Genomic DNA, 24,525 nt, shown 5'->3' with positions numbered 1-24,525 from the left:
CATGCTTACTATACTGATCCTGCGCGCGGCCCATAATCCTGGCGCTCACAACTCTTCGCAGTTGTCGGCACCGAACCATGCTAAGGCTTGTTCCAAGGCCTTTGCGGAAGGCTGATCGTAATAAACCGCCAATACTTCCTTCGCGCGTGTGCAGCATACGTAGAAAAGTTTCCGGGTACGAGCCAGAACAGACTCCGTTCCTTCGCCCTCGAATAGGTACTTGAAGCTGTACTTATTCCAATCCCCGGTATCCATCACCACGAGGACACGATCAAACTCGCGGCCCTTGATCTTGTGCTGCGTCGAATAGCCGGTGCGGCCCTCAAGATATTCGTAGAGCGACTGAAACGACGAGTATGGGACATCTTTCAGTCTCTCAAACAGGTAGGCCTTCTTGGCTCGGAAGTCCGTATACCGGTCGTCTATCCTGCAAAGGCCATGCGCATCGGCGTACTCGATGACTTCGAGGACCGGACGGTCTGCCATCCCGCTGATTTTTTCAATCCGTTCCCTCAATCTTACCTTGTCAGCCGCCTGGGTGAGCTTGAACTCGGTCTTGCGCAGGAACTCGTTGTACCGGCCCTGCTTGTAGAGATGCACCACCTCCTGGATCCTAAAGACGTGCTTGACGAGCTCGCAGCGCTTGGATCCCTTGCGGGCCAAGTCTTCCTCGCTCTGCTTCTTATCGTCGATCAAAAGGTCCTTATCGACAAACATCCGCCGGAACTGAAGGAAGTTGCGTCCTCTCGCATCGGCAAGCAACTGCGGGTTAGCGTCAATAAAGAGTTGCATTCCGTCAGTCGGCGATACGGCCTTGAGCCGCTTCCCTTCCTTGCCAGCCTGCAGCGCATCGACGACTTCCCCGAAGGTGATCCCGTCGAATTTGGAGAGATCGTCGTTCTTCTTGATGAACTCGACGATCCGGTCCCTGAAGCTCAGCACACCATCCTTGTCGTAGATCGCCATCAAGTCGCCAAAGCCTGCGTGGGGAGCAATCAGGTTATGCGTTAGGTTCAGTTCCTTTGTCTCGTGGATGTCGGTAAAGTCCCACGCTAGGCGGTCGCGGACATCCTGCAGTGCCTTACCCGCCCCGGTAGTGTAATAAAAACGGATTGCACCATCCTTCAGCTTGCCGTCGGCCATGTTGGGGGCTGTCTTATCCTCTGAGGCGCGCTGGACGATGCCGTCGTTTCGGAGCCTGTTGGCTAGCTCGAACACCAGGCGCGGATTGCGCCTGTTCTGTTCTTTCTTAACCTCGAAGACTTCTCCCTTTTCGACGCACTTTCGGATATCTCCAACGCCTTCGTCATAAATCGCCTGCATGGAGTCGCCGAAGAAACCGCAAACTCCCTTCCTCGGGCTCTGCGCGAGGAAGCCGAGCAGGATCTCGATTACTTCGGGCGCCGTGTCCTGGTACTCGTCGACCAGAATGTACGGAAAACGGTCACGCACAATGTCCCGCAGCTTGGGATACTCTGCGAAAAGCCCGTGAGCGACCGCGATGATCTCGTCGTGCGAGATGATTCCTTCGCCCAGTATCTTGTATTCCTTGTACTGGATGGGCTTGCCATCGAACATCTCGGGCGCCACGATGGTACTGCCAGGCTTGATCTTGGGCGTTTCACCGCCGAGCAGATCGATTAGAACTGTCTTCAGCTCGGCTTGAAATGATCCGATGGCGCCCCACAAGAAATCGTGGATCGTGCTGACGGACAAGCGCTCGCCCGAGACGCGGGATTCGATCTCGTGCACGGCGGCATTCGTGTAGGTTATGCAAGCGACGGTCGCGCTCGGGTCTGTTCGCAACAGTTCGCCAATGACCTGTACTAGGGAGTAAGTCTTGCCGCTGCCGGCACCACCGCTGAGCAGGAAACTCCTGCCTGCCCTTACGTGCTCGAGAATTGCCTCGACCTCTGGTTCGATCCCTATCCCCGCTTGATCCATTCCAGGCCCTCCTCGATGTAACGCGGGGTGTTCCAGTTGCGGAACTCGAGGTCGAAAATCTTCGCGGTCCCGTCGGGGTGTGCCAAAGAGACGCTCTCGGTGGCGCTGTTGAGTAGTATCTCGATGGCAAAAGACGGTTTCTTGGTTATGCCGACGTCCGCCATGTCATACGACGATCCGTTCTCGTCGAGATACTCGCGCAGATGCTTAGGTCTGAGGCTCGGGAACCCGACCTTGGGGATACCGGTAACAGCAGCGGCAGCATCCGCTATGAACTTCCGGTTGACGTGGAAAAAGGCGTCCTCGAAGCTGCGGGCATGATAATCCTGGCCAGTGTGGTCTGGCTCGTTCACCTGGAACACGCACATCACTTGACCCTCGGGGTGAGCACCCCATTTGCCTGTCGCAGTATCCTTCATCACGGTCTTTTGCGCGGCCGTCAGCGCAATGAAATAGGCAATCTCTGGGCCCTTGCGATGATAGAACTGCAGCGCATGGTTGTCTGTATGCGTGGCGCCCGCGATGGCATGGGCGGTCTTCGATTTTTTCGGGGTCCCTTCCGCCGTGAGCGCCACCTTCCCGTCGCTGCCTAAGACATCACTCTCCTTTGCCGAGTCGATGTCGGTGATGATCAGTGTCCTGATGCCGATGAAGTCGAGGAATATCTCATAGATGTGGGAGTGCGCCCCGACTTCAATGATGGAAATGTTCTGCGAGAGGAGCGCGAGAGGAGCCGGCTCGCCGGCCTGCCAAGCCTGGGCATCGTCCGCCTGGTCCTTCTTACGCATCATCGCCGGCAACAGGATACGCTCGGTGTCCCCTTCGATAAGGACGGCCTTGTCCGCGAAAAACAGCTGTGACCGGCTCAGCGTAAGATATTGCTTCAGGAATTTATAGTGCCCGGGGAAGCCAGTCGATGCATAGAGCTTCTCAAGATCCTTGAGATTGCGTGACTTCGTCTGCCCATCGATCTTACGGAAGTATTTGATGTCGTCGAAATCGGATTCCGCCACGATGTGCGAGGAGTGCGTCGAAACCACGGTCTGAAGGGGCCTCTCGACTCCTAGGGCGTTCCGCACGGACTTGCCGACGAGGCGCTTAATATTCTTGATGAAGATTGCCTGCATCTGGGGATGCGTGTGAGCCTCTGGTTCCTCGATGAACAGCAGGTTGATATCTGCGGGTTTCGGGTGGGTACCCCGCCTGTACTCGTTCAGGAGAATCGTAATCTCAAAGATGATGCTAATTAGGTTGAGATATCCCAGCCCGTTGTAGCTTTCGGGCAGCACATGAAGTCCAGCTCCATGGCCATACTTGACAGTGGTGTTCTCCACCAACATGTCGCTTTGCTTGAGGGACGACATAACCTTCAGTTTGGTATCGCCCTCTCTAATGCCGCCGAACTGCCTGACATCCTCTATGACCTCTTTGAAGAGGCTATCGTAGATCGTGTTTAGGTCGCCATCTGTCTTCGTCAGCGCGTCCTTGAAGGCCTCGACAATATCATCGTCTCCAGCGTCGGATGACATCGCCTCGTATATCTTCGCCGACATGATCGAAAGGCCCCGTTCCGAGTCCTTGTTCGAGACCGAACGGCGAGCATTGATCCGCTTGAACGAGATGATGTCGTCGATGCGGATGTTTTCCTTGATGAGATCAACGAAGCTGTCCTCAATCACGCTGGAGGTCGCGTGATCGAACCGGACACTGCGGCGGGCCAGCTTGAAATGGTGGCGGAACTTGTCACGGAGGTATTCGAGAGCCTGCTTTGGGATCTTGCCCTCCTTCGCCTTCTTGTCATTGTAGGCTCTGAAGTCCCTCTTTAGCGTAGCAAGGTTCTCGGACGGCAGGTGGTAGAGGAAATCCATCACGATCCAATGGTTGTCGGGATCAAGGTCCATGATAACCTTGTTGCCGACATTGGCGAGGTCATCGGCGTCCCCGTATTCAATGAACAGCCGTAGGGATATTCCGCAGGTTGGAAGCGGCTCGCTGGGTTCCGCCTTTTCCTCTAGAAGGTCAACAAGATGCGTCTGCAATTCGATGTTGAAGTCATCTAGTTCGAAACGGACATTCGCGCTGCCGTTCAAGAAGCGTTCCAGGGCCAGAAGCAGCGAAGTCTTTCCCGAGTTGTTCTTGCCGACGATGATGGACAAATAACTCTCCAAGTCGACCTCAAGATCTTTCAATGACCTAAAGTTCTGTATTCTGACTTTTTTAATGTGCACGAGAAACCGACCGATCGTGAGACGCTAACCGGCGGTAGTTTGCCGTGATTCTATTTGTTGGCAAAAGAAAACGATCTCACACTTAGGATCTGGCTGTGGGGGAGGGTAATGTGCGGTGAACAATGACTGCCGCCGCCGCCCGCGTGCGCAATCCCAAAATGGCTGATCTGGGCACATTCCCGCGGCAAGCCGACGAGCCTTAGTAACCGGATAGACTGCAGATGGGGTTCCAGTTCGACGGTCAAAAACAGACACGTCTCCCCATAGCAACTTTATGGACTGCGCGGCGCTGATGCCGGAAACTCGCATGAAATCTGGGGGACACTCCCATGCGCAGGAGATTGTCCAACGAGTTCGTAGAGTGAAACACTCCGAACTCATGCCGGCGGGCAGCCGTAATTGCCTATGATGTCATTTCGCCCCGGTCAGAACCGACCCTTGGCAGGACGAACCGCCGACATGGAGCCAGCCACTCAAGCCGCAGTCGGGTTGATCACATTCATATCGATTTCCGTCAGTTCTACGCGCCGTTCAAACGCGATGCCCGCCTCATCGAAGAGATGGCAATCCGCGGCATTGATACCTGTTGCGACAGGCGCATCCGCGCGGATGCCGACGCTGCCGGGGAGCATGGCGCAGAAATTTTCGGCCTCGCCGTTGAGCGAGGCGTAAGCGACCGTGTTGGCGCCGAGACGCTCGATCACGGTCGGGGTGACGGTAAAGACGATGTCGCCGCCGTTCAGTTGGATATGCTCCGGGCGGATGCCGAGGGTCAGGGTCTTGCCTGATATGCCGTCGCGCGGCGTTACCGGCAGAAGGGCGGTCTGGCCGCGATATTCCACCTCGACGCCGGCGGCGCTGACGCCCTTGCAGGTGACGGGGAGAAAATTCATTTTCGGGTTGCCGATGAAGCCGGCGACGAACTGGTTGGCGGGCTTGTGATAGAGCTCCAGCGGCGCGCCGGTCTGGGAGATATTGCCGGCGTCGAGCACGACGATGCGGTCGGCCATGGTCATGGCCTCCACCTGGTCATGCGTGACATAGATCATCGTCGCCTTCAGCTGCCGGTGCAGCTTGGCAAGCTCGATGCGCATGTCGGCGCGCAGAGCCGCGTCGAGGTTGGAGAGCGGCTCGTCGAACAGGAAGATTTTCGGTTCGCGCACGATGGCGCGGCCGATCGCGACGCGCTGGCGCTGGCCGCCGGAGAGCATGCCGGGCTTCTGCTGCAGCCGCTCCTCGAGATGCAGAATGCGCGCCGCATTTTCCACCCTGGCCTTGAGCTTTGCCTCTTCCATCTTCTCGACACGCAGCGGGAAGGCGATGTTCTCGAAGACGGTCATGTGCGGATAGAGCGCGTAGGACTGGAACACCATGGCAATGCCGCGCTTGACGGGCGGCAGGTCGTTGACCCTGACGCCGTTGATGACGATGTCGCCTGCCGTCGTCGCATCGAGGCCGGCGATCATCCGCAGGAGGGTGGATTTGCCGCAGCCCGACGGCCCGACGAAGACGACAAACTCGCCATTCCTCACCTCGAGCTGCACGCCCTTCAGAACTTCGTAGTCGCCGTAGAATTTCTGAACTTTGTTGAGAAGGAGCTGTCCCAAAAATCTGTCTCCGCCGGCGGCCTTCGTCGCACATTCGATAGTGGGGAGGGGCCGCGGCTTGTGCCGCGACCCCAGGGAGCCTCAAAAGGGCTTACTTGAAGGCTTCGATTTCGCCGGCAGCCTTCTTGAGTGCGGCTTCCGGTTCGGCCTTGCCTGTGACAACCGACTGGATCATCTCGATCATCGAGTTCTGGAAGCCCTTATAGTCGGTGAAGAGCGGCTCGGGACCACCATAGCTGATGCCCTCGATGAGCGGCTTCCAGTAGGGATCCTTGGCGACGAACTCGTCGACCTTTGCCGAGGGGCGCAGCGGCGTGAGGCCGGCGCCGCCCTGCAGCTCGTATTCCGACTGGACATCCGGGGAGGTGATGAACTTGGCGAACTCGGTCGCCTTGTCCTCGACGCCGGAGCCCTTGAAGATCGCCAGGCTGTCGGTGATCAAGAGCGTGCCCGGGCCCTTGGCATCGGGGCCGAGCGGCAGCGTGGTGATGCCCCAGCTGATCTGCGTCTTCTTCAGGCGGTCGGCCGCACCCGAGCCGGCCTGGATCATCGCCACCTTGCCGTCGAGGAAGATGGCGCGGACTTCGTTCTGCTCATAGGCCGTCGGGCCTTCTTCGGAGTAGGGGACGATGTCCTTATAGGCCTTCAGCGCGGCGAGAATCTGCGGGCTGTCGAGCGTGACCTTGCCTTCGGCATCGGTCACCGCGCCGTTATTGGTGTAAACCCAATGCATGAACTGGTGCATGGTGTTGTCGAACGTCTTGGCGGAGAGACCGTAACCCGGAATGCCGGTCTTTTCCTTGATGGTCTTTGCCATCTCGATTTCTTCGGCCCAGGTCTTCGGCGGCTTCTCGGGGTCAAGGCCGGCCTGCTTGAAGAGATCCTTGTTCCAGTAGAGCGCCTTGGTGGAGAAGGCGATCGGAACGCCCCACTGGTTGCCCTCGAAGGTCACCGTGTCGACGATGTGGGGATAGTAGGTCTTCTTCTCGTCATCGGTCATCGGCACCGGAACGATCAGATCGTTCTGCGCGAATTCCTTCAGCGTGCGCGAGCCGACATAGGCCATGGCAACAGGCGTGCCGGCGGCGGCAAGCGTCGTCGCCTTGTCCTGGCACTGCGCCCAGCCGACAACCTCAGGCGTGATCTTCCAGCCTGCGTTCTTTTCTTCCCACTGCTTGATGTATTTGACGTGGACCGGGTCGATCGTGTCGCCGCAATAGATCCAGCTGATTTCCTTGTCGGCCGCATGGGCAGTGACCGCGGTCAATGCCGTCGAACCAAGCAAAGCGAGCGCCATAAGGCCTGTCTTGATTGTTATGCTCACGTCGTGACTCCCGTTCTTGTGTTAGCTGTTCACTCGTTTTTGATCTTATTGTTTCACCGCACCGGCGGTCAGCCCGCCGACAAGGTAGCGCTGAAGGAAGAAGATGACGACCATCGCCGGCGCGATGCCGACGAAGGAAGCCGCCATCAGTTCGTTCCAGATGACCTCCTGCTTGCCGAAGTAAGCAAAGAGGCCCACCGGAAGGGGCATGTATTCGGTCTTCGAGTTGAAGGTCAGCGCGAAGATGAATTGCTGGGCGTAAGCGCCGATGAAGGTGGTGATGGCGACGACGATGATCCCCGGCATCGCAATCGGCAGGATGACGCGGCGTAGCGTGTAGAAATGGCTGGCGCCATCCATATAGGCGGCTTCGTTGAGTTCCTGCGGGATGCGGATCATATAGGTGCGCAGCAGCCAGATCGCCGAGGGGATCAGGAAGGCGACACCCGGCACGATCATGGCGAGATAGGTGTTGAGCACGCCCATGCTGCGCATCAGCCGGAAGAGCGGGATCAGCAGCACGGCGCCGGAGAACATGTTCACCGTCAGGAAGGCGCCGAGCAGGATGCCCATGCCCTTGAATTCGAACTTGGCGAAGGCATAGGCCGCCGGAATGACGAGGCAGAGCACGATCAGCGTGACGATGATCGAGATGAAGAAGGAGTTGAAGATATAGCGCCCGAAACCCGGCACGCTGACCCACATCGTCCGGTAGGCCTCGAAGGAACCATTCTCCGGCCAGAAGCGGTAGGGCGAGGAGAAGAGCTGGCTGAGCGGCTTCAGCGACACCATGAAGCCTTCGAAGAAGGGCGCCAGCACGAAGAACAGAAACAGCGCGATGCCGCAATAGATCAGGATGATCTCCCACCAGCGGTAACGGTCGATCATGGCGGGGCTGCTCATGCGCGCTTCTCCGGATTGAGGCGGCGGGTGACGCGGAAATAGGCAAAGCAGAAGAGCGACAGGAAGATGCAGATCAGCACGGCGCGCGCCGCCCCTTCACCGTATTTCTTCGAGCCGATGGCGGTCTGATAGGTGTCGATGATCATCGTCGTCGTCTCGCCGCTCGGCCCGCCCTGGGTCAGGATCCAGATGATGTCGAACGAATTGAAGGTGGCGATCAGCGACAGCATCGACATGGTGATGATGGCGGGCACCATCAGCGGCAGGGTGATGCGGCGGAAGCGGTACCAGCGGCCGGCGCCGTCGGTCCAGGCGGCCTCGTAGAGATCCTTCGGAATCGACTGGATCGCCGCCAGGAAATAGATCGTCACCAGCGGCACGCCGATCCAGACATCGGTGACGATGGTCGCCCAGAAGGCGGTGCTGCCATAGGCGAGGAAGGCGACCGGACCGTCGACAAGGCCGAAGCGCTGCAAGACGCCCGAGATCATCCCGAACTGGCCATTATACATCCAGCCCCACATGAAGATGCCGATCGCCATCGGCACGATCCAGGGCGGCATGGTCAGGAGCCGGAACAGCGAGCGGCCGGGCACGGCGGCATTCAGCATCGTCGCGCCGAAGGTGCCGATCACCATTTTCAGCGCGACCGAGAAGAAGGTCCAGATGAAGGTGCGGAAGATGACCTCGGCAAAGGTGGCGTTGAAGATCTTCTCGTAATTGACCCAGCCGACCCAGTTGGTGGTCTTCTTCAGCGACGCATCGGTGAAGGAGAGGATGAACGTATCGACGAGGGGATAGGCAACGATGGCGAGAACATAGAGAACGGCCGGAAGGAGGAGGATCCAGGCGAAGATGAAGGCGCTTCTTTGAACACTCATCTTGCCGCCGTCCTCAAGCCGCTCTGGCGTGAAGGGCCTCGTCGAAGCGGTCCCAGATGGGACGCAGGTCGACGACGGTTTTCTTCATCCTCGCTTCGTCCATCGCCAGCGCCAGAATGCCGGCTTCGAGCGCGTTCAGCGTAGACACGGGAAGTTCGAGCCCGGTGCGCACGCTTTCCAGGAGGTCGCTCGCCATCTGCTCATCGGCGCCGTAATGCTGGGAGAGCTCGGTGGCGGCATATTTGTTTTCCACCACCTTGTTGCCGGTCAGCTGCTCGTGCACGTCGAGATAGCCGCGCACGAAATCGCCTTCGGCCATGCCGCGCGAGCCCATGATGGCGAAACGGCGGAACTGGTCGGGCACATTCAGATTGGTGTGGAAGTTCATGCCGACGCCATTTTCATATTCGACGATCGCCACCTGGTAATCGATGATGTCGGCATCGCTGTCGAAGACCTTGTCCGATCCCATCCAGCCGCTCGGCTTGCGATGGAAAAGCTCGAGATCGTTGATGCCCTCGCGCGCAGGGTCGTTGGCCGGAGTGAAGCTCTTGCGGCCGCCGAAACTGGCGACGCGCTCCGGCCGTGCGCCGACAACGCCATTATAGAGGTCGAGGTCGTGGCAGCATTTCTCCAGCATGAAGCTGCCGGAATAGCGCTCGTAGCGGCGCCAGTCGCGCATGAAGAAGGCGCCGTGATAGGGCTCGATGTGTTCGGACGCCTCGATCGAGACGATCTGGCCGAGCTTGCCCTCGGCCTGGATGGCGCGCAGATCCTTGTAGAGGGGCGAATAACGCAGCACCAGGCCGACCATCAGCCGCTCATGGCCGAACTTCGCCATCAGATGCGCCAGCTCGATGCTTTCGGCAATCGTGGTAACGATCGGCTTTTCGCAGAAGACCTTGAGGCCGGCCTCAAGCCCGAGCCTGATATGGCCGAGATGCAGGTGGTTGGGGGAGCCGATCATCAGCAGATCGAGCTTTTCGGAAGCGAGCAGTTCCTGCGGCGAGCCATAGGCCTTGCCGACCGAAATTCCCTTTTCCGTCAATCCGGGAAGCCCGGCGGGTTCCGGATCCACATAGCCGACAATGTCGAAGCTGCTATCGATCGCTTTGAAGACGTAGCCGAGATAGCCGAGCCGGAATCCGAGCCCGATGATTCCCACTTTCATGCCGATCAAGTTCCCAGTTTAGGTAATTTATTTTCTTTAAGTTGGGACAAAAAACGAGAGGCGTCAATAGAAAACGGGCCACACAGCATGAGTATGAAATTTATTTTCATAGATCGGTAGGCGGCTGCCGATTGTGCGCCGCGACCGGCCGGACGTCGATTGCAGCATGGAAACGCCCGCACGCGCCTGAGGCGGCAGGCGAATTCGGGCCTCACGCTCATCTCGCGAAATGTTGAAAAGAACCGCGAGTTTACGTGTGTAGGATGATCTGAGAACCCGAGGCCAGGAGGAGCCATCATGACCCGCATGACAGCCAAGGATTTCCCGCAGGAACTTCTCGAACTCTATGATTACTACGCGCATGGGAGAATCACCAAGCGCGAGTTTCTCGACCGGGCCGCCAAATTCGCCGTCGGCGGGCTGACGGCAGCCGCCATTCTTTCGTCGCTGAGCCCCGACTATGCGCTGGCAACCCAGGTCGAGTTCACCGATCCCGACATCGTGGCCGAATACATCACCTATCCCTCGCCGAAAGGAAACGGCGAGGTCCGCGCCTATCTCGTCCGCCCGAAAAACGCCACCGGCAAGGTCGCGGCCGTCGTGGTCGTGCACGAAAACAGAGGCCTCAACCCCTATATCGAGGATGTGGCGCGCCGCGTGGCGAAGGCCGGTTTCATCGCGCTGGCGCCGGACGGACTGACTTCGGTCGGCGGTTATCCCGGCAATGACGAAAAGGGGCGGGAGCTGCAGCAGAAGGTCGACCCGGAAAAGCTGATGAACGACTTCTTCGCGGCCGTCGAGTTTCTGATGAAGAGCGATCTCACCACCGGCAAGGTGGGGATTACCGGCTTCTGCTACGGCGGCGGCGTCGCCAATGCCGCGGCGGTCGCCTATCCCGAACTTGCCGCCGCCGTGCCTTTCTACGGCAGGCAGCCGCGCGCCGAGGACGTGCCGAAGATCAAGGCGCCCCTGCTTCTCCATTATGCCGGGCTGGACAAGGGCATCAATGAAGGCTGGCCGGCCTATGAAGCGGCGCTGAAATCAGCGGGAAAAACCTATGAGGCCTATGTCTATCCCGACGTCAATCACGGCTTCCACAATGATTCCACGCCGCGCTACGACGAAGCAGCCGCCAAGCTCGCCTGGCAGCGAACTGTGGATTGGTTCACGAAATACCTCGCCTGAGGGAGTGGCTTGAATGATCGGCGGGCGGGAAGGGCATTCCCGCCCGGCTGTTTGCCGCCCGCCGATGGAAGAGCGCGGTCGCCAATCGCATTGACGCGCAAAGAGCGCTGTAACGGCCTGAATCGCGGCTTAATCCTCAAGCCGCTTCCGATTTAAGCAATTATGCGGTAGCCTGTCTGCTGGCTTTTAATCGGGCGGAGGTTTTCGCTCGACGCTGGAGACGGCCTCAAACGGCGAAGTACCGACCGTCGGGATTTCAGAATACGTTCTGTCATCGATGATCAGGCCAAAATGCGATGCGCACGGAACAAGGATGCCCGTCATTGGGTTACGAACCTTAGCGTTCAAAAGGAGGAGCATTCATGCCTACGGTTGCCGCGACATCCATCACTCCACCGGACCAGCATCTTGTAACGGCGCGCGAAGCCCTTGAGCCGCTTTACGAGAAGCTCGAGCTTCAAACGGAATCGCTGGTGCTGGCTGCGGCGCTGGAGGCCGGATGGTCTTCGGATGAGGCGACGAAGGCACTTGCGGCACTCAGACTGCAGGATGCTCTTTCCACCTTGGACGAACAAACCAACCTATAAATTCCGAGAATATCCGCGGTCTTACTCAGGCAGAATTGCTGGCGGCTATTGCGCGCCGCCGCTTTTGCGTCGCCTGCGGCTGACCATCATTCCGCCGACGATCAGAACAATTCCGGTCGCGTTCGCCCAAAACGAGGTCGGAACGGCGCTGAGATAATCAAACGCCACCCCGGTTACCATCTGGCCGCCAATGATCAGCAGGGCTGCATTGACCGCGCCGATGCGCGCGATCGCCCAACTGCCTGCCGCCACGAAGACGACGCCGATCGGACCACCGAGATAAATATACCAGGGCGCCTGGGCGGCACCGGCGGGAAGCAGGCCTCCGACAAAGAGGCCGAGGCCGGTGAGGACAGCAAAACCGACGGCATGGTTCCAGAAGGATGCGATCAGCGGTGTGGTGGATATGCTCAGCCGCCCATTGAGCTGACGGCTGAGGCCGACGAGCACGCCGCCGAGGCAGGCCAGGAGAACGAATATCGTCACGCTCCACCTCGCCCGAACAGGATAATGAGTGCGCCGCCGGTGACGACCAGGCCGAGCGCGGCGATGTCTTGGAGATCCGGGCGCCGCCTCGGCAGGCCGAACAGTCCCCAGCTGTCGGCCGCCAAGCTGAAAGCGACCTGGCCTGCCAAACCCAAAGCCAAGGTGCCGGAGAGCCCGAGCGGCGAATTGACCGTCGTCGAGGTCAGAATGACGGTTGCGGCGCCGGAGACCCCACCGAGATAGGCCCACAAGGGCGCTCTTGCGGTTTTTCCCGGCATCGGCGTGCGCCGGCGGTAGAGCGCCAAAAGAAGAATGAGGGCGGCGACCATGCCTGTGCCGTGCGCGGTCCAGGATGAGAACAGCGGATTGGCGTAGCGCGCCAACTCCCCATTGAGATGCACCATGAAGGTGAGGAGCCCACCGGTCGCAAAAGCGCCGATGAAATAGATGGGATGCGGATTGCGTGCCGCTTCGCTGGTCATTGCAGATCCCGTCAAAAGAATCGATTGCGCCCGGTATTTTTCAGATTGCTACCACAGCACGCGCCGCTTTTCAGGAGGCGCAAAAGACGCGGCAGAATTGGCGCGTCCTGCATCCGGCCGGAGCTTTCCGCTTCGGCATCGGAATGCTAAGTGGCGGCGTTTGCACTTAAAGGAAATATGATGAGAAAATTGCTTCGCCTGCTGCTGGTGATCGCTCTGGCCGTCGTCGTCTTTACCGGTTTTCGCTGGTATCGCTATGTCAGCAACACCGACAGCCCCTATGATGAAATCGGCATCACCCTCAACAATGCCATGCCCGGCCCGATCAACAGCTGGGGCTGCGCCAAGCTGAAAACCACCTTTGCCGGTTCCCTGCCACCTTTGGGCTGCGCTGCCGCCGACGCGACGCAGTGGAAGTAAGACTGCAAGGCTGCGCCGCCGGCGCAGCCTGAATTGCCGCGCGGCGTGGACCGAATCTGCCGGGTCAGATCGGCCAGACGGCCAGCAGGGCAGGCACGCTGACCAGCACGACGATGAGCGAGAGTGGCAGGCCCAATCGCGCATAGTCGCCAAATCGATATCCGCCCGGCCCCATGACCAGCGTGTTGCACTGGTGGCCGATCGGCGTGAGGAAATCACAGCCGGCGCCGATGGCCACCGCCATTAGAAACGCATCCGGGCGAAAGCCCAGCTTGGCGGCAAAGGTCGCGGCGATCGGCGCCATGACCAGAACGGTCGCCGCATTGTTCAAAAACGGCGTCACGGCCATCGCCGCGACCAGGATGAGAGCCAGGGCGCCGAATGGCGGGAGCATTTCGGCGGTGCGCGACAGGAGGTCGGCGATGATGTCGGTGGTTCCGGTGGTCCTGAGCGAATCGCTGATCGGGATGAGAGCGGCCAGCATGATCAGGATGGGCGCATCGAGATGATGATAGACCTCACGTAACGGAATGGATCCGGTCATCACCATCAGAAAGGCGGCGGCGAAAAATGCCGTCGCGACGGGGATGCCGCCGAAGGCCGTCGCCCCCATCGTCGCCAGCAGGATGATGACGGGGATCATGCCGTTGCGGGCGTTGCCGAGCTTCAAATCCCGCTCGACCAGCGGCAAACATCCCCATTCGCGCAAAAGATCCGGCAGTTTCTGCAAGTCGCCCTGCAGAACCACGACATCGCCATTGCGGATCTTGATCTCGCCCAGACGCTCGGTGATGCGCCTGTCCCGGCGGCTGACGGCAAGAAGGTTGAGGCCGGTATTGTGGAAGAGGGCGATGTCTTTGGCGCTGACGCCGATCAGGCGGGAATGTTCGCCGACGATGGCTTCGACGGAACTGATGTCCCGGCGCATCTCGGGCTCGTGTTTACGATCGGACAGCTGCAGCCTGGCTTCGCTGACGATCTTGTCGAGGGCGCTCTGCTCCCCCTCGATAATCAGAAGGTCGCCATCCCTAATCACGGTGTCGGGAAGGGGCGTTCGTCTCTGGCCGCTGCCGCCGATGATCGCGGTCACCATCGCATCGCCGCCGGCCGGTTTCTGCAGCCAGCTGACGGAGCGGCCGATCGCCGCCGACGGCGTGACGACCTTGGCTTCGGTCGTGTAATTCTTGATCGCCACCGCCTCGTCCATCGATGTTTCCACCCGCGATCTCTCGGGAAGCAGCTTGTAGAACAGCCCCAGAAAGACGACGCCTGTGACCGCGAGCGTCAGGCCGACGGGCGTATAGTCGAACATTGTGAACGGCTGCCCGGTGATCTCCTCGCGCACCCGGGAAACGATGATATTCGGCGATGTGCCGATCTGCGTCATCAGCCCGCCGAGCAGAGAGGCGAAAGACATCGGCATCAGGAACATGGACGGCGACACGCGGGATTTCCGCGCCATCTGCACGGCAACCGGGATCATGATCGCCAGTGCGCCGATATTTTTGACGAAAGCCGAGAGCGCCGCAACGATGGCGACCAGAATGATCAGCTGCATGCGTGGCCCGCGTCTTTCCGGAGAAAATCGGCGGAGCGCGAGATCCATGATCCCCGATCGGGAGATCGCCGCACTGACGATCAGCGCGCTGCCGACGATGATGACGATGTCATCGGCAAAACCGGAAAAGGCGATTTTGGCAGGGACGATGCCGGCAATGATCGCGACGAGAAGCGAACTCACGGCGACGATATCGTATCGATAACGCCCCCAGACGAAGGCGCCCATCATGAGCGCGATGATGAGAAGAGAGAGCCATTGGTCAATGCGCATGTTTGCATCCCGGTGGTAGCAATTAACGCTTGAAGCACGAGAACGATACGACGCGCCGAGGATTTTTTTGCATCGCCTCCTGTCGCCGACGCATCGGGAGCCCCGGCAAGCCGCCGCCGGAGAAGGCCGTCATGGAACTTCCAGCCCCTAGCCGGCATTTTGTGCGTGGATGCGGCTTGCGGGAACGACCATGGCCAGGGACAACCTCTCGACATATCGATCGAAGCGCGATTTTCGAAAGACGGCGGAGCCGAGCGGCGAGAAGCAGATCGCGCGCAGCAACCGCCGCCGCTTCGTCATCCAGAAACATGACGCCACCCGGCTGCATTATGATCTGCGCCTCGAGCTCGACGGCGTCTTCAAATCCTGGGCTGTGACCAAAGGCCCATCGCTCGATCCGCAGGACAAGCGGCTGGCCGTCGAGGTCGAGGATCACCCGCTCGATTATGGCGACTTCGAAGGCACGATCCCGAAAGGCCAGTATGGTGGCGGCACGGTGATGCTGTGGGACCGCGGCTATTGGGAGCCCGAGGGAAAGAAGAGCCCGGAGCAGGCGCTTGCCAAGGGTGACTTCAAGTTCACCCTGGAAGGCGAAAGGTTGCACGGCAGCTTCGTGCTGGTGCGCATGCGCAATGACCGCGACGGCGGCAAGCGAACCAACTGGCTGCTGATCAAGCACCACGACGCCTTCTCGGTCGAGGAAGATGGCGCAGCGGTGCTTGAGGAAAACGACACCTCCGTCGCCTCCGGCCGGACGATGGAGGCGATCGCCGCCGGCAAAGGCCGCAAGCCGAAGCCGTTCATGATCAAGGGCGGCGATATCAAGGCGGATGCCATATGGGACAGCAATCACGGGCTGGCCGCCGAAGAGCGGAAGGAGGAGGCCGGCAGGACGCCGAAAACGGCGGCAAGGATCGACCTTCCTGATTTCATCGCGCCGCAGCTTTGCCAGACGCTGGAGCGGCCGCCGGCCGGCGAGGGCTGGATTCACGAGATCAAGTTCGACGGCTACCGTATCCAGATGCGCATAGTCGAGGGCGAAGTGACCCTGAAGACCCGGAAGGGACTCGACTGGACCGGCAAATATCCGGAGATCGCCGAGGCAGCGTCGGCGCTGCCCGACGCCATCATCGACGGCGAGATCTGTGCTCTCGACGACCATGGCGTGCCGGATTTCGCCGCCCTGCAGGCCGCCATTTCGGAAGGCAGGACCGGCGATCTCGTCTATTTCGCCTTCGATCTTCTCTACGAGGGGGACGAGGACCTGCGATCTCTGCCTGTCGTCGAGCGCAAAGCACGGCTTCAGAGCTTGCTGTCGGATGCCGGTGACGATCCTCGGATCCGTTTCGTCGAGCATGTCGAGACCGGCGGCGATGCGGTCCTTCGTTCTGCCTGCAAGCTGTCGCTCGAAGGCATCGTCTCCAAACAGAGCGACGCACCCTATCAATCGGGCCGCACCGACAGCTGGGCCAAGTCGAAATGCCGCGCCGGCCATGAAGTGGTGATCGGCGCCTTTGCCAGGACCGACGGCAAATTCCGATCGCTGCTGGTCGGCGTCTACCGCGGCGACCACTTCGTCTATGTCGGCCGCGTCGGCACGGGATATGGCGCCAAGAAAATCGAAACGCTGCTTCCGAAGCTGCAGGCGCTCGAGGCGGCGAAATCGCCCTTCACCGGCATCGGCGCGCCGAAGAAAGAGGCCGGCGTCACCTGGCTGAAACCCAAGCTGGTGGCGGAAATCGAGTTCGCCGGCTGGACCGCCGACGGCATCGTCCGCCAGGCGGCCTTCAAGGGACTGCGCGAGGACAAGCCGGCCAAGGAGGTCAAGGCCGAACGGCCGGCCAAGCCAGCAGAGACCGACGTGCCGGAGCCGGCGGCGGAGAAGGCGAGGCCCGCCCGCCGAAAGGGCGCCAAAGCCGAGGTCATGGGCGTGATGATCTCCAATCCGGACAAGCCGCTATGGCCGGATGCCAATGACGGCAGACCGGTGACCAAGGAAGAGCTGGCCCGCTATTATGAAGCCGTCGGCGGCTGGATGATCGCGCATATCGAGGGGCGCCCCTGTTCGATCATCCGCGCGCCCGACGGGCTCAGCGGCGAGCAGTTCTTTCAGCGCCATGCGATGCCCGGCACCTCGAACCTTCTCGAACTGGTCAAGGTCTTCGGCGACAAAAAGCCCTATCTGCAGATCGACCGGGTCGAGGGTCTGGCCGCCGTCGCGCAGATCGGCGCCGTCGAGCTGCATCCCTGGAATTGTCAACAGCACAAGCCGGAGGTGCCGGGCCGGCTCGTGTTCGACCTCGACCCCGGCCCCGACGTGCCGTTCTCCACCGTCGTTGCCGCCGCCCGCGAAATGCACGACCGTCTCGGCGCTCTGGGTCTTGTCAGCTTCTGCAAGACCACGGGCGGCAAAGGCCTGCATGTCGTCACGCCGCTGGCGATCAACAAACGCAAGCCCCTTTCCTGGGCGGAGGCAAAGAGCTTCGCGCATGACGTCTGCCAGCAGATGGCGCGCGACAATGCCGATCTCTATCTGATCAAGATGACCAAGAGCCTGAGGAACGGCCGCATCTTCCTCGATTATCTCCGCAATGACCGGATGGCGACGGCTGTCGCGCCTCTGTCGCCCCGGGCGCGGCCGGGCGCCACCGTGTCGATGCCGCTGACCTGGGCCCAAGTCAAATCCGATCTCGACCCAAAACGCTTCACCATCCGCACCGTGCCGGCGCTCCTGTCGAAATCGTCAGCCTGGGAGAATTATGGCGACGGCCAGCGGCCGCTGGAGCAGGCGATCAAACGCCTTGGCAAAGCCTCGAACGCGGCTTGAGCGCGAATAACAACAGTCCGCCCGTGGCCAGTGTTTGTCGGGATGAATTTTCTCCGCGTGCCGATCTTGCCCTTCATAAAACCGCTCCAAATTACTGCGGAGTGGATTACGGGCATCAAGCGTTTGACAATCCATTGCCCCTGAGGTCTACTGGCCCACTTACCGGACCAGTAGACCTCAGGGGGAGGGCATGGCGATGGATGTGCGAGCCATGCTCGAAGAGGTTGCGACGCTTGAGGGAGCGCCGAAGAAGTCGATGAAGGACTTCGTCGTCCAGAAAATCGCGACCTTCATCGCTACCGGCATCCTCAAGACAGGCGATCCGCTGCCCAGCGAACGGGAGCTGGCTGGCGCGCTTTCGGTCAGCCGCGAGACCGTCCGCGGCGCGATCCTTATCCTTTCCACCCATGGAATTCTCTCGGTTGCGCAGGGAACGCGCACGGTGGTGGCATCGGAAGATGTCGGCGAATTGGCTGTACAGGCGGCGCGCTATCGCGACATCGCGGCCTATAGTCTCGACAATGTTCATGAGGCGAGGCTGCTGATCGAAGCGCAGGTCGTCAGGGCCGCCGCGGTCAAGATGGAAGCGTCGACGCTTGATTATCTCGGCAAGTCGATCGCAGCCCAGGAAGCCGCCTGTGACGATCCCGTCCGTTTTTTGATCTGCGACCGGGAATTTCACACCGCCATCTACCGGTCCAGCGGCAACGCGGTGCTCGCCGATATGGCCGCCGATCTTTACTCCTATCTTCTGAGCCACCGCAGGCGCGTCGTATCGCAGCCCGGCACGATCGCCACGAGCATCGCCGATCACCGGCTGATCCTCGCCGGCCTGGAGACGCGGGATCCGGACGCCGCATGCGCGGCCTTCGCGATCCATGAAACCCGCATTTATACCACGACCAAGCTGCTCCTGGCCTAGTTCGCAGGCAAAGAGCGGCAGAGACGAGACATCGAAGACAGGGGGAATAGGATGCATATTCTCATTATCGGGGCGGGCGGAATGATCGGCCGGAAGCTCGCCGCCAGCTTGGCGCGCAGCGGTTCCCTCGGCGCTCGAACGATCACCCGCATGACGCTTGTGGATATTGCGCCGCCGCCGGTGCCATCAGGTGCCGTTGCCTCGATCGAAGCGCTGGCGGCCGATATTTCCGAAGGTGATGCGGCGCAAGCCCTGGCGGCTCGCCGGGCCGACGTGATCTTCCATCTCGCCGCGATCGTTTCCGGCGAGGCCGAGCGCAATTTCGACCTCGGCTACCGGGTCAATCTCGATGGCACGCGATTGCTGTTGGAAGCGATCCGTCATGAGGCAAGCCAGCAAGCCTATGTTCCCCGGCTCGTCTTCTCCTCGTCGATCGCGGTCTACGGTTCGCCGTTTCCCGATCCGATCCCCGACGATTACGTCCAGGCGCCGCTCACCAGCTACGGCGTGCAGAAGGCGATATCCGAACTCCTGCTGGCCGACTATTCGCGCCGCGGCTTCATCGACGGCGTGGGAATTCGATTGCCGACCATCGTCATCCGGCCGGGTGCCCCGAATGCCGCCGCATCGGGCTTCTTTTCCGGAATCCTGCGGGAGCCGCTCGCCGGCCAGCGGGCGGTTCTTCCCGTTGAGGAAACAGTCAAGCACTGGCTGGCAAGCCCACGTTCCGCCGTCAAATTTCTGATCCACGCCGCAACGCTCGACACATCGTCGCTGGGTGCACGGCGCACGCTCACCATGCCAGGCGTTGCCGCCACCGTTGCCGACCAGATCGCCGCGTTGCGCCGAGCTGCCGGCCCCGAGGCGGTCGACCTGATCGACCGCCGCCGCGACGAGGTCATCGAAGGGATCGTCGCCGGATGGCCGAAATCCTTTGCGCCTGAACGCGCGACGCAACTGGGTTTTACCGCCGAAACCAGCGTCGACGAGCTGATCGAGGTCTATCTCGCCGAAGACGCTCCGGCTGCGTCCCGCGAAGATTAAGGGGAGGGCGGAGGAGGCCCATCCCCACAGATGCGGGATTGCGGTGGCTGAAGGACTTGGGAGAGATGACAGCCGACGGCAAGACATAGTGAGATACGAATACTTAAAGCATGTAACGCTCGATTTCTGGGAGGAGTGAGTATGGCAGGCGTTCAATTCGCAGATGTGCGGAAGTCCTTCGGTGTGCATCCTGTCATCAAGGGGGTGGACATCGACATTGCCGATGGGGAATTCGTCATCCTCGTCGGCCCCTCGGGCTGCGGCAAGTCGACCCTTCTCAGGATGCTGGCGGGGCTCGAGAACATTTCCGGCGGCGAGATCAAGATCGGCGGACGCGTGGTCAACACGCTGCCGCCGAAGGACCGCGACATCGCCATGGTGTTCCAGAATTATGCGCTCTATCCGCATATGACGGTCGAGCAGAACATGGGCTTCTCGCTGATGCTCAACAAGGCGCCGAAGGCAGAGGCCGAAAAGCGGGTGAAATATGCCGCCGGCATCCTCGGCCTCGACAAATTGCTCGACCGCTATCCGCGCCAGCTTTCCGGCGGCCAGCGCCAGCGTGTCGCCATGGGCCGGGCGATCGTGCGCGATCCTGAAGTTTTCCTGTTCGACGAGCCGCTCTCCAACCTCGATGCCAAGCTGCGCGTCGCCATGCGCGCCGAAATCAAGGAGCTACACCAGCGGCTGAAAACCACCACCGTTTACGTCACCCACGACCAGATCGAGGCGATGACCATGGCCGACAAGATCGTCGTCATGCATGACGGCATCGTCGAACAGATCGGATCGCCGCTGGAGCTCTACGACAAGCCGGCCAATCTCTTCGTCGGCGGCTTCATCGGCTCGCCGGCGATGAACATGATCAAGGGCAGGCTCGATCCGGAAGACGTCCGCCAGTTCGTCGCCGCCAACGGCACGCGGCTGCCCGTCGCCGATCCGCCGGCAAGTGCGGTGGGCCGCGAACTCGTCTATGGGCTGCGCCCCGAATATATCTCGCTCGATCCGAACGGTGTGCCGGCCGAGATCGTGGTGATCGAACCCACCGGCTATGAGACCCATCTGACCGTTCGCCTCGGCGGCAGCGATGTCAGCTGCGTGTTCCGGGAGCGCGTCAATGCCCGCCCTGGCGAAGCGATCCGCGTGGCGATCGACGCTTCGCACGTCCATCTCTTCGATGCCGAAGGCGGACAGAGATTGACCGACTGATGCCATCCGGCGGCGCGGGAGGGGAGGAGCCTTCCCCGCCGCCGGAGCGCAGGCATTCCGTGGGCGCTTCCGCTCCGGGGATGCCAGGCCGCCGTCCACCCAAGCGGGAGGTGGACGCCGGAGAATTGCTCCCGCTGTTTCAATGAGGAGGAATCTCATGACGATCAAGAGACGTGAATTTCTTGCTGCATCGGCAGCCGTTGCCGGCGCTGCCGGCTTCGGCATCAAGCCATCTTTTGCGCAGGCCGAGCCGACCTACACGCCGGAAAGCGGCGCCAGCCTGCGGCTGCTGCGCTGGACGCCCTTCGTCAAGGGCGACGAGGAGGCCTGGATCGCCAACACCAAGAAGTTCACCGAAGCGACCGGCGTCGAAGTGCGCATCGACAAGGAAAGCTGGGAAGACATCCGCCCGAAGGCAGCGGTCGCCGCCAATGTCGGCTCCGGCCCGGATCTCATCATGTGCTGGTTCGACGACGCCCACCAATATCCGGACAAGCTGGTCGATCTCACCGAACTCGGCAACTATCTCGGCAACAAGTATGAGGGCTGGTACGACGGCGTGAAGGGGTACGCGACACGCGGCGACACCTTCATCGCCATGCCGCTGACGGCGATCGGCAATGCCGTCGTCTATCGCGACAGCCACGTAAAGGCCGCCGGTTTCAACGAATTCCCGAACGACACCGCAGGCTTCCTCGAGCTTTGCAAGGCGATGAAGGCAAAGGGCACGCCCGCCGGCTTCCCGCACGGCAAGGCGGTCGGCGACGGCAACAACTACGCCCACTGGCTGCTCTGGAGCCATAACGGCAAGATGGTCGACGAAGGCGGCAAGGTAACGATCAACAGCCCGGAGACGCTGGCCTCGATCAACTATGCCAAGGAGCTCTATGCGACCTTCATTCCGGGCACGGAAAGCTGGCAGGACGTCAACAACAACCGCGCCTTCCTGGCCGGCCAGGTCTCGCTGATCGCCAACGGCGTCTCGGTCTATTACACCGCCAAGAACGACCCGAAACTCGCCGAGATCGCCAAGGATATCCGCACCACGAACTTCCCGATCGGCCCGGTCGGCAAGAGCGTCGAGCTTTGCCAGACGAGTTCGCTGCTGCTCTTCAAGCACACAAAATATCCTGAGGCGGCCAAGGCCTACATCAAGTTCATGATGGAAGCCGACCAGATGAATGCCTGGATCCAGGGCTCCAGCGCCTATTGCTGCCAGCCGCTCAAGGCCTTCGCCAAGAACCCGATCTGGACCGCCGATCCGGTCCACGCGCCCTATGCACGCGCCTCGGAAAAACTGCGCCCGAACGGTTATGCCGGCCCGCTCGGCTACGCCTCGGCGGCAACCATGGCCGATTATGTTCTGGTCGACATGTACGCCGCCGCCGTCACCGGCCAGATGTCGCCGGAGGATGCGATGAAGGAAGCTGAGCGCCGGGCCAACCGCTACTATCGCGTCTGAGCCCCGCTTAATGCATGTCGCCCGGAAGTGCGTAGCGGTTCCGGGGATAACGACATGCATGGAAACAACAGACAAGTACGCGGCATGCCGGCCTTTCGGCATGCCGCAAGCTCCTCCGGGAGTCCAAACGCGATCTGGAGATAAGCAATGTCGATGGCAAATTCGGGGAATGGACGTGGGCCGGTCTCTTCGCTCCTGCAGAACAACAATGTGCTCGGCTTCCTGTTCATGCTGCCGGCGGCGGTGTTCCTCGTCTGCTTTCTCACCTACCCGCTGGGGCTCGGCGTCTGGCTCGGCTTCACCGACACCAGAATCGGCCGCGACGGCATCTTCATCGGGCTGGAGAACTATCAGTTCCTGATGGATGACTCGGTCTTCTGGCTGTCGGTGTTCAACACCATTCTCTATACCTTCGTCGCCTCTGTGCTGAAATTCGCGCTCGGCCTCTGGCTGGCGATGCTGCTCAACCAGCACCTGCCCTACAAATCCTTCTTCCGGGCGATCGTCCTGCTGCCCTGGGTGGTGCCGACGGTGCTTTCGGCGCTGGCCTTCTGGTGGATCTACGATTCGCAGTTCTCGATCATCTCCTGGTCGCTGATGAAGCTGGGGCTGATCAGCGGACCGATCAACTTCCTCGGCGATCCGATCAATGCCCGCATATCCGTCATCGTCGCCAATGTCTGGCGCGGCATTCCCTTCGTGGCGATCTCGCTGCTTGCGGGGCTGCAGACGATCCCGGCGTCGCTGCAGGAGGCAGCCTCACTCGACGGTGCCACCAGCTGGCAGCGTTTCCGCTATGTGACGCTGCCGATGCTGACGCCGATCATCGCCGTCGTGATGACCTTCTCGGTGCTTTTCACCTTTACCGATTTCCAACTCATCTACGTGCTGACCAAGGGCGGCCCCGTCAACGCGACGCATCTGATGGCGACGCTCTCGTTCCAGCGCGGCATTCCCGGCGGCCAGCTGGGCGAGGGTGCGGCGATCGCCGTTGCCATGGTGCCCTTCCTGCTGGGCGCGATCATGTTCAGCTTCTTCGGCCTGCAGCGGCGCAAATGGCAGCAGGGCGGCCAAGATTAGGAGAATGACGATGTCGACACATTCGAACACCGCTCATCAGGCAAACACCGCCGACCAGGTCGTGACCGACAATGCCGAAGGCATGAGCTATCTGAACCGTCTGCCGCGGCGGATCGTGATGCTCTATCTGCCGATGGCCGTCTTCGTCTTCGTGCTGCTCTTCCCGTTTTACTGGATGGCGATCACCGCGGTGAAACCCAACGAGCAGCTGACCGACTATAGCAATTACAGCCCGTTCTGGGTGGTGGGGCCGACGATCGCGCACATCAAATACCTGTTCCTCGAGACATCCTATCCGGGCTGGCTGTGGAACACGATGCTGGTGGCGGTCTGCTCCACCTTCCTCTCGCTGGTGGCGTCGGTCCTGGGCGCCTATGCCATCGAGCGCGTCCGCTTCACCGGCTCGCGTTCGGTCGGCCTGGTGATCTTCCTCGCCTATCTCGTGCCGCCGTCGATCCTCTTCATCCCGCTTGCCTTCATCGTCTTCAAGCTCGGCATCTATGATTCCCGGCTGGCGCTGATCTTCACCTACCCGACCTTCCTCATCCCCTTCTGCACCTGGCTGCTGATGGGTTATTTCCGCTCGATCCCGTTCGAGCTGGAGGAAAGCGCGCTGGTGGACGGCGCCAACCGGTGGCAGATTCTCACCAAGATCATCCTGCCGCTCGCCGTGCCGGGGCTGATTTCGGCCGGGATCTTCGCCTTCACGCTGTCTTGGAACGAATTCATCTATGCCCTTACTTTCATTCAGTCATCGGAGAATAAAACCATTCCCGTCGGCGTGCTGACCGAACTGGTGCGCGGCGATGTCTTCGAATGGGGGGCGCTGATGGCGGGCGCTCTGTTCGGCTCGCTGCCGGTGGTCATCCTCTACTCGTTCTTCGTGGATTATTACGTGTCCTCGATGACGGGTGCGGTGAAGGAGTGACAGC

The 24,525-nt window shown here is 60.6% G+C and carries 20 protein-coding genes; 10 read left to right on the top strand and 10 right to left on the bottom strand.

Going from position 1 to position 24,525, the window contains the following annotated elements; all coding sequences use genetic code 11:
• Positions 1-45 precede the first annotated feature (45 nt).
• The 7 genes from BBJ66_RS27995 to BBJ66_RS27965 all read right to left on the bottom strand — a co-directional run bounded on the left by BBJ66_RS27995 (position 46) and on the right by BBJ66_RS27965 (position 10,058).
• Positions 46-1,944 (bottom strand): UvrD-helicase domain-containing protein, encoded by a 1,899-nt coding sequence (locus tag BBJ66_RS27995; RefSeq protein WP_071091582.1) that lies wholly within the window; start codon positions 1,942-1,944, stop codon positions 46-48.
• Positions 1,926-4,172, bottom strand: coding sequence for an ATP-dependent nuclease (locus BBJ66_RS27990; protein ID WP_071091579.1), 2,247 nt, complete (start codon positions 4,170-4,172; stop codon positions 1,926-1,928). Before BBJ66_RS27990 ends, BBJ66_RS27995 begins: the two co-directional genes overlap by 19 nt.
• 473 nt (positions 4,173-4,645) lie before the next feature.
• Positions 4,646-5,779 (bottom strand): ABC transporter ATP-binding protein, encoded by a 1,134-nt coding sequence (locus BBJ66_RS27985; RefSeq protein WP_071091575.1) that lies wholly within the window; start codon positions 5,777-5,779, stop codon positions 4,646-4,648.
• A 91-nt stretch (positions 5,780-5,870) separates the two neighbouring features.
• On the bottom strand, positions 5,871-7,076 hold the full coding sequence (locus BBJ66_RS27980) for an ABC transporter substrate-binding protein (protein ID WP_071091572.1): 1,206 nt from the start codon (positions 7,074-7,076) through the stop codon (positions 5,871-5,873).
• 72 nt (positions 7,077-7,148) lie between these two features.
• Positions 7,149-8,006, bottom strand: a complete 858-nt coding sequence (locus BBJ66_RS27975; protein ID WP_049735831.1) for a carbohydrate ABC transporter permease — start codon at positions 8,004-8,006, stop codon at positions 7,149-7,151.
• Complete coding sequence (locus BBJ66_RS27970) at positions 8,003-8,887, bottom strand: carbohydrate ABC transporter permease (RefSeq protein ID WP_071091568.1); 885 nt, start codon at positions 8,885-8,887, stop codon at positions 8,003-8,005. The genes BBJ66_RS27975 and BBJ66_RS27970 overlap by 4 nt, the downstream gene beginning before the upstream one ends.
• Positions 8,888-8,900: 13 nt before the next feature.
• Positions 8,901-10,058: a Gfo/Idh/MocA family protein gene (locus tag BBJ66_RS27965; RefSeq protein ID WP_071091564.1), complete on the bottom strand. Its 1,158-nt coding sequence runs from the start codon at positions 10,056-10,058 to the stop codon at positions 8,901-8,903.
• Between the two features lie 297 nt (positions 10,059-10,355).
• Between BBJ66_RS27965 and yghX the strand changes: the two genes are divergently transcribed.
• Both yghX and BBJ66_RS27955 read left to right on the top strand, forming a co-directional pair.
• The gene (yghX, locus tag BBJ66_RS27960) at positions 10,356-11,243 is read left to right on the top strand and encodes a YghX family hydrolase (protein ID WP_071091561.1); all 888 of its coding nucleotides are present in this window, start codon (positions 10,356-10,358) and stop codon (positions 11,241-11,243) included.
• Positions 11,244-11,605: 362 nt separating this feature from the next.
• Positions 11,606-11,830, top strand: a complete 225-nt coding sequence (locus BBJ66_RS27955; RefSeq protein WP_071091558.1) for a hypothetical protein — start codon at positions 11,606-11,608, stop codon at positions 11,828-11,830.
• 45 nt (positions 11,831-11,875) lie between these two features.
• On the opposite strand, the gene BBJ66_RS27950 is transcribed toward BBJ66_RS27955, so the two are convergent.
• Positions 11,876-12,316 (bottom strand): DMT family transporter, encoded by a 441-nt coding sequence (locus BBJ66_RS27950; protein WP_071091555.1) that lies wholly within the window; start codon positions 12,314-12,316, stop codon positions 11,876-11,878.
• On the bottom strand, positions 12,313-12,798 hold the full coding sequence (locus BBJ66_RS27945) for a DMT family transporter (RefSeq protein WP_071091552.1): 486 nt from the start codon (positions 12,796-12,798) through the stop codon (positions 12,313-12,315). Before BBJ66_RS27945 ends, BBJ66_RS27950 begins: the two co-directional genes overlap by 4 nt.
• Before the next feature lie 180 nt (positions 12,799-12,978).
• On the opposite strand from BBJ66_RS27945, the gene BBJ66_RS27940 reads away from it, so the two are divergent.
• The gene (locus BBJ66_RS27940; RefSeq protein ID WP_071091550.1) at positions 12,979-13,218 is read left to right on the top strand and encodes a hypothetical protein; all 240 of its coding nucleotides are present in this window, start codon (positions 12,979-12,981) and stop codon (positions 13,216-13,218) included.
• A gap of 64 nt (positions 13,219-13,282) precedes the next feature.
• Here the strand turns inward: BBJ66_RS27940 and BBJ66_RS27935 are convergent, their stop codons facing one another.
• Complete coding sequence (locus tag BBJ66_RS27935) at positions 13,283-15,049, bottom strand: SLC13 family permease (protein WP_071091541.1); 1,767 nt, start codon at positions 15,047-15,049, stop codon at positions 13,283-13,285.
• A 190-nt stretch (positions 15,050-15,239) separates the two neighbouring features.
• Here BBJ66_RS27935 and ligD point away from each other — a divergent pair, with 190 nt between their 5' ends.
• The 7 genes from ligD (at position 15,240) to BBJ66_RS27900 (ending at position 24,521) form a co-directional block, all read left to right on the top strand.
• Positions 15,240-17,876, top strand: coding sequence for a DNA ligase D (gene ligD, locus BBJ66_RS27930; RefSeq protein ID WP_071091908.1), 2,637 nt, complete (start codon positions 15,240-15,242; stop codon positions 17,874-17,876).
• A 196-nt stretch (positions 17,877-18,072) separates the two neighbouring features.
• Complete coding sequence (locus BBJ66_RS27925; protein ID WP_049735822.1) at positions 18,073-18,798, top strand: FadR/GntR family transcriptional regulator; 726 nt, start codon at positions 18,073-18,075, stop codon at positions 18,796-18,798.
• Between the two features lie 51 nt (positions 18,799-18,849).
• Positions 18,850-19,842 (top strand): D-erythronate dehydrogenase, encoded by a 993-nt coding sequence (denD, locus tag BBJ66_RS27920; RefSeq protein ID WP_071091538.1) that lies wholly within the window; start codon positions 18,850-18,852, stop codon positions 19,840-19,842.
• Between the two features lie 141 nt (positions 19,843-19,983).
• A complete protein-coding gene (locus BBJ66_RS27915) occupies positions 19,984-21,051 on the top strand; it encodes an ABC transporter ATP-binding protein (protein WP_071091535.1) in 1,068 nt (355 codons plus the stop codon).
• 157 nt (positions 21,052-21,208) lie between these two features.
• Entirely contained in the window at positions 21,209-22,513 is a 1,305-nt protein-coding gene (locus tag BBJ66_RS27910; protein WP_049735819.1) for an ABC transporter substrate-binding protein, read from the top strand.
• Between the two features lie 147 nt (positions 22,514-22,660).
• On the top strand, positions 22,661-23,593 hold the full coding sequence (locus tag BBJ66_RS27905; RefSeq protein ID WP_049735818.1) for a carbohydrate ABC transporter permease: 933 nt from the start codon (positions 22,661-22,663) through the stop codon (positions 23,591-23,593).
• A 10-nt stretch (positions 23,594-23,603) separates the two neighbouring features.
• Positions 23,604-24,521, top strand: a complete 918-nt coding sequence (locus tag BBJ66_RS27900) for a carbohydrate ABC transporter permease (protein ID WP_049735817.1) — start codon at positions 23,604-23,606, stop codon at positions 24,519-24,521.
• The last annotated feature ends 4 nt before the right edge of the window (positions 24,522-24,525 follow it).

It is taken from the genome of Rhizobium sp. RSm-3, assembly GCF_001854685.1.
In the GTDB taxonomy this organism is placed as follows: domain Bacteria; phylum Pseudomonadota; class Alphaproteobacteria; order Rhizobiales; family Rhizobiaceae; genus Rhizobium; species Rhizobium ecuadorense.
The sequence above is the reverse complement of the archived record's forward strand: the minus strand, read 5'-3'. Positions and strand labels throughout refer to the sequence as shown.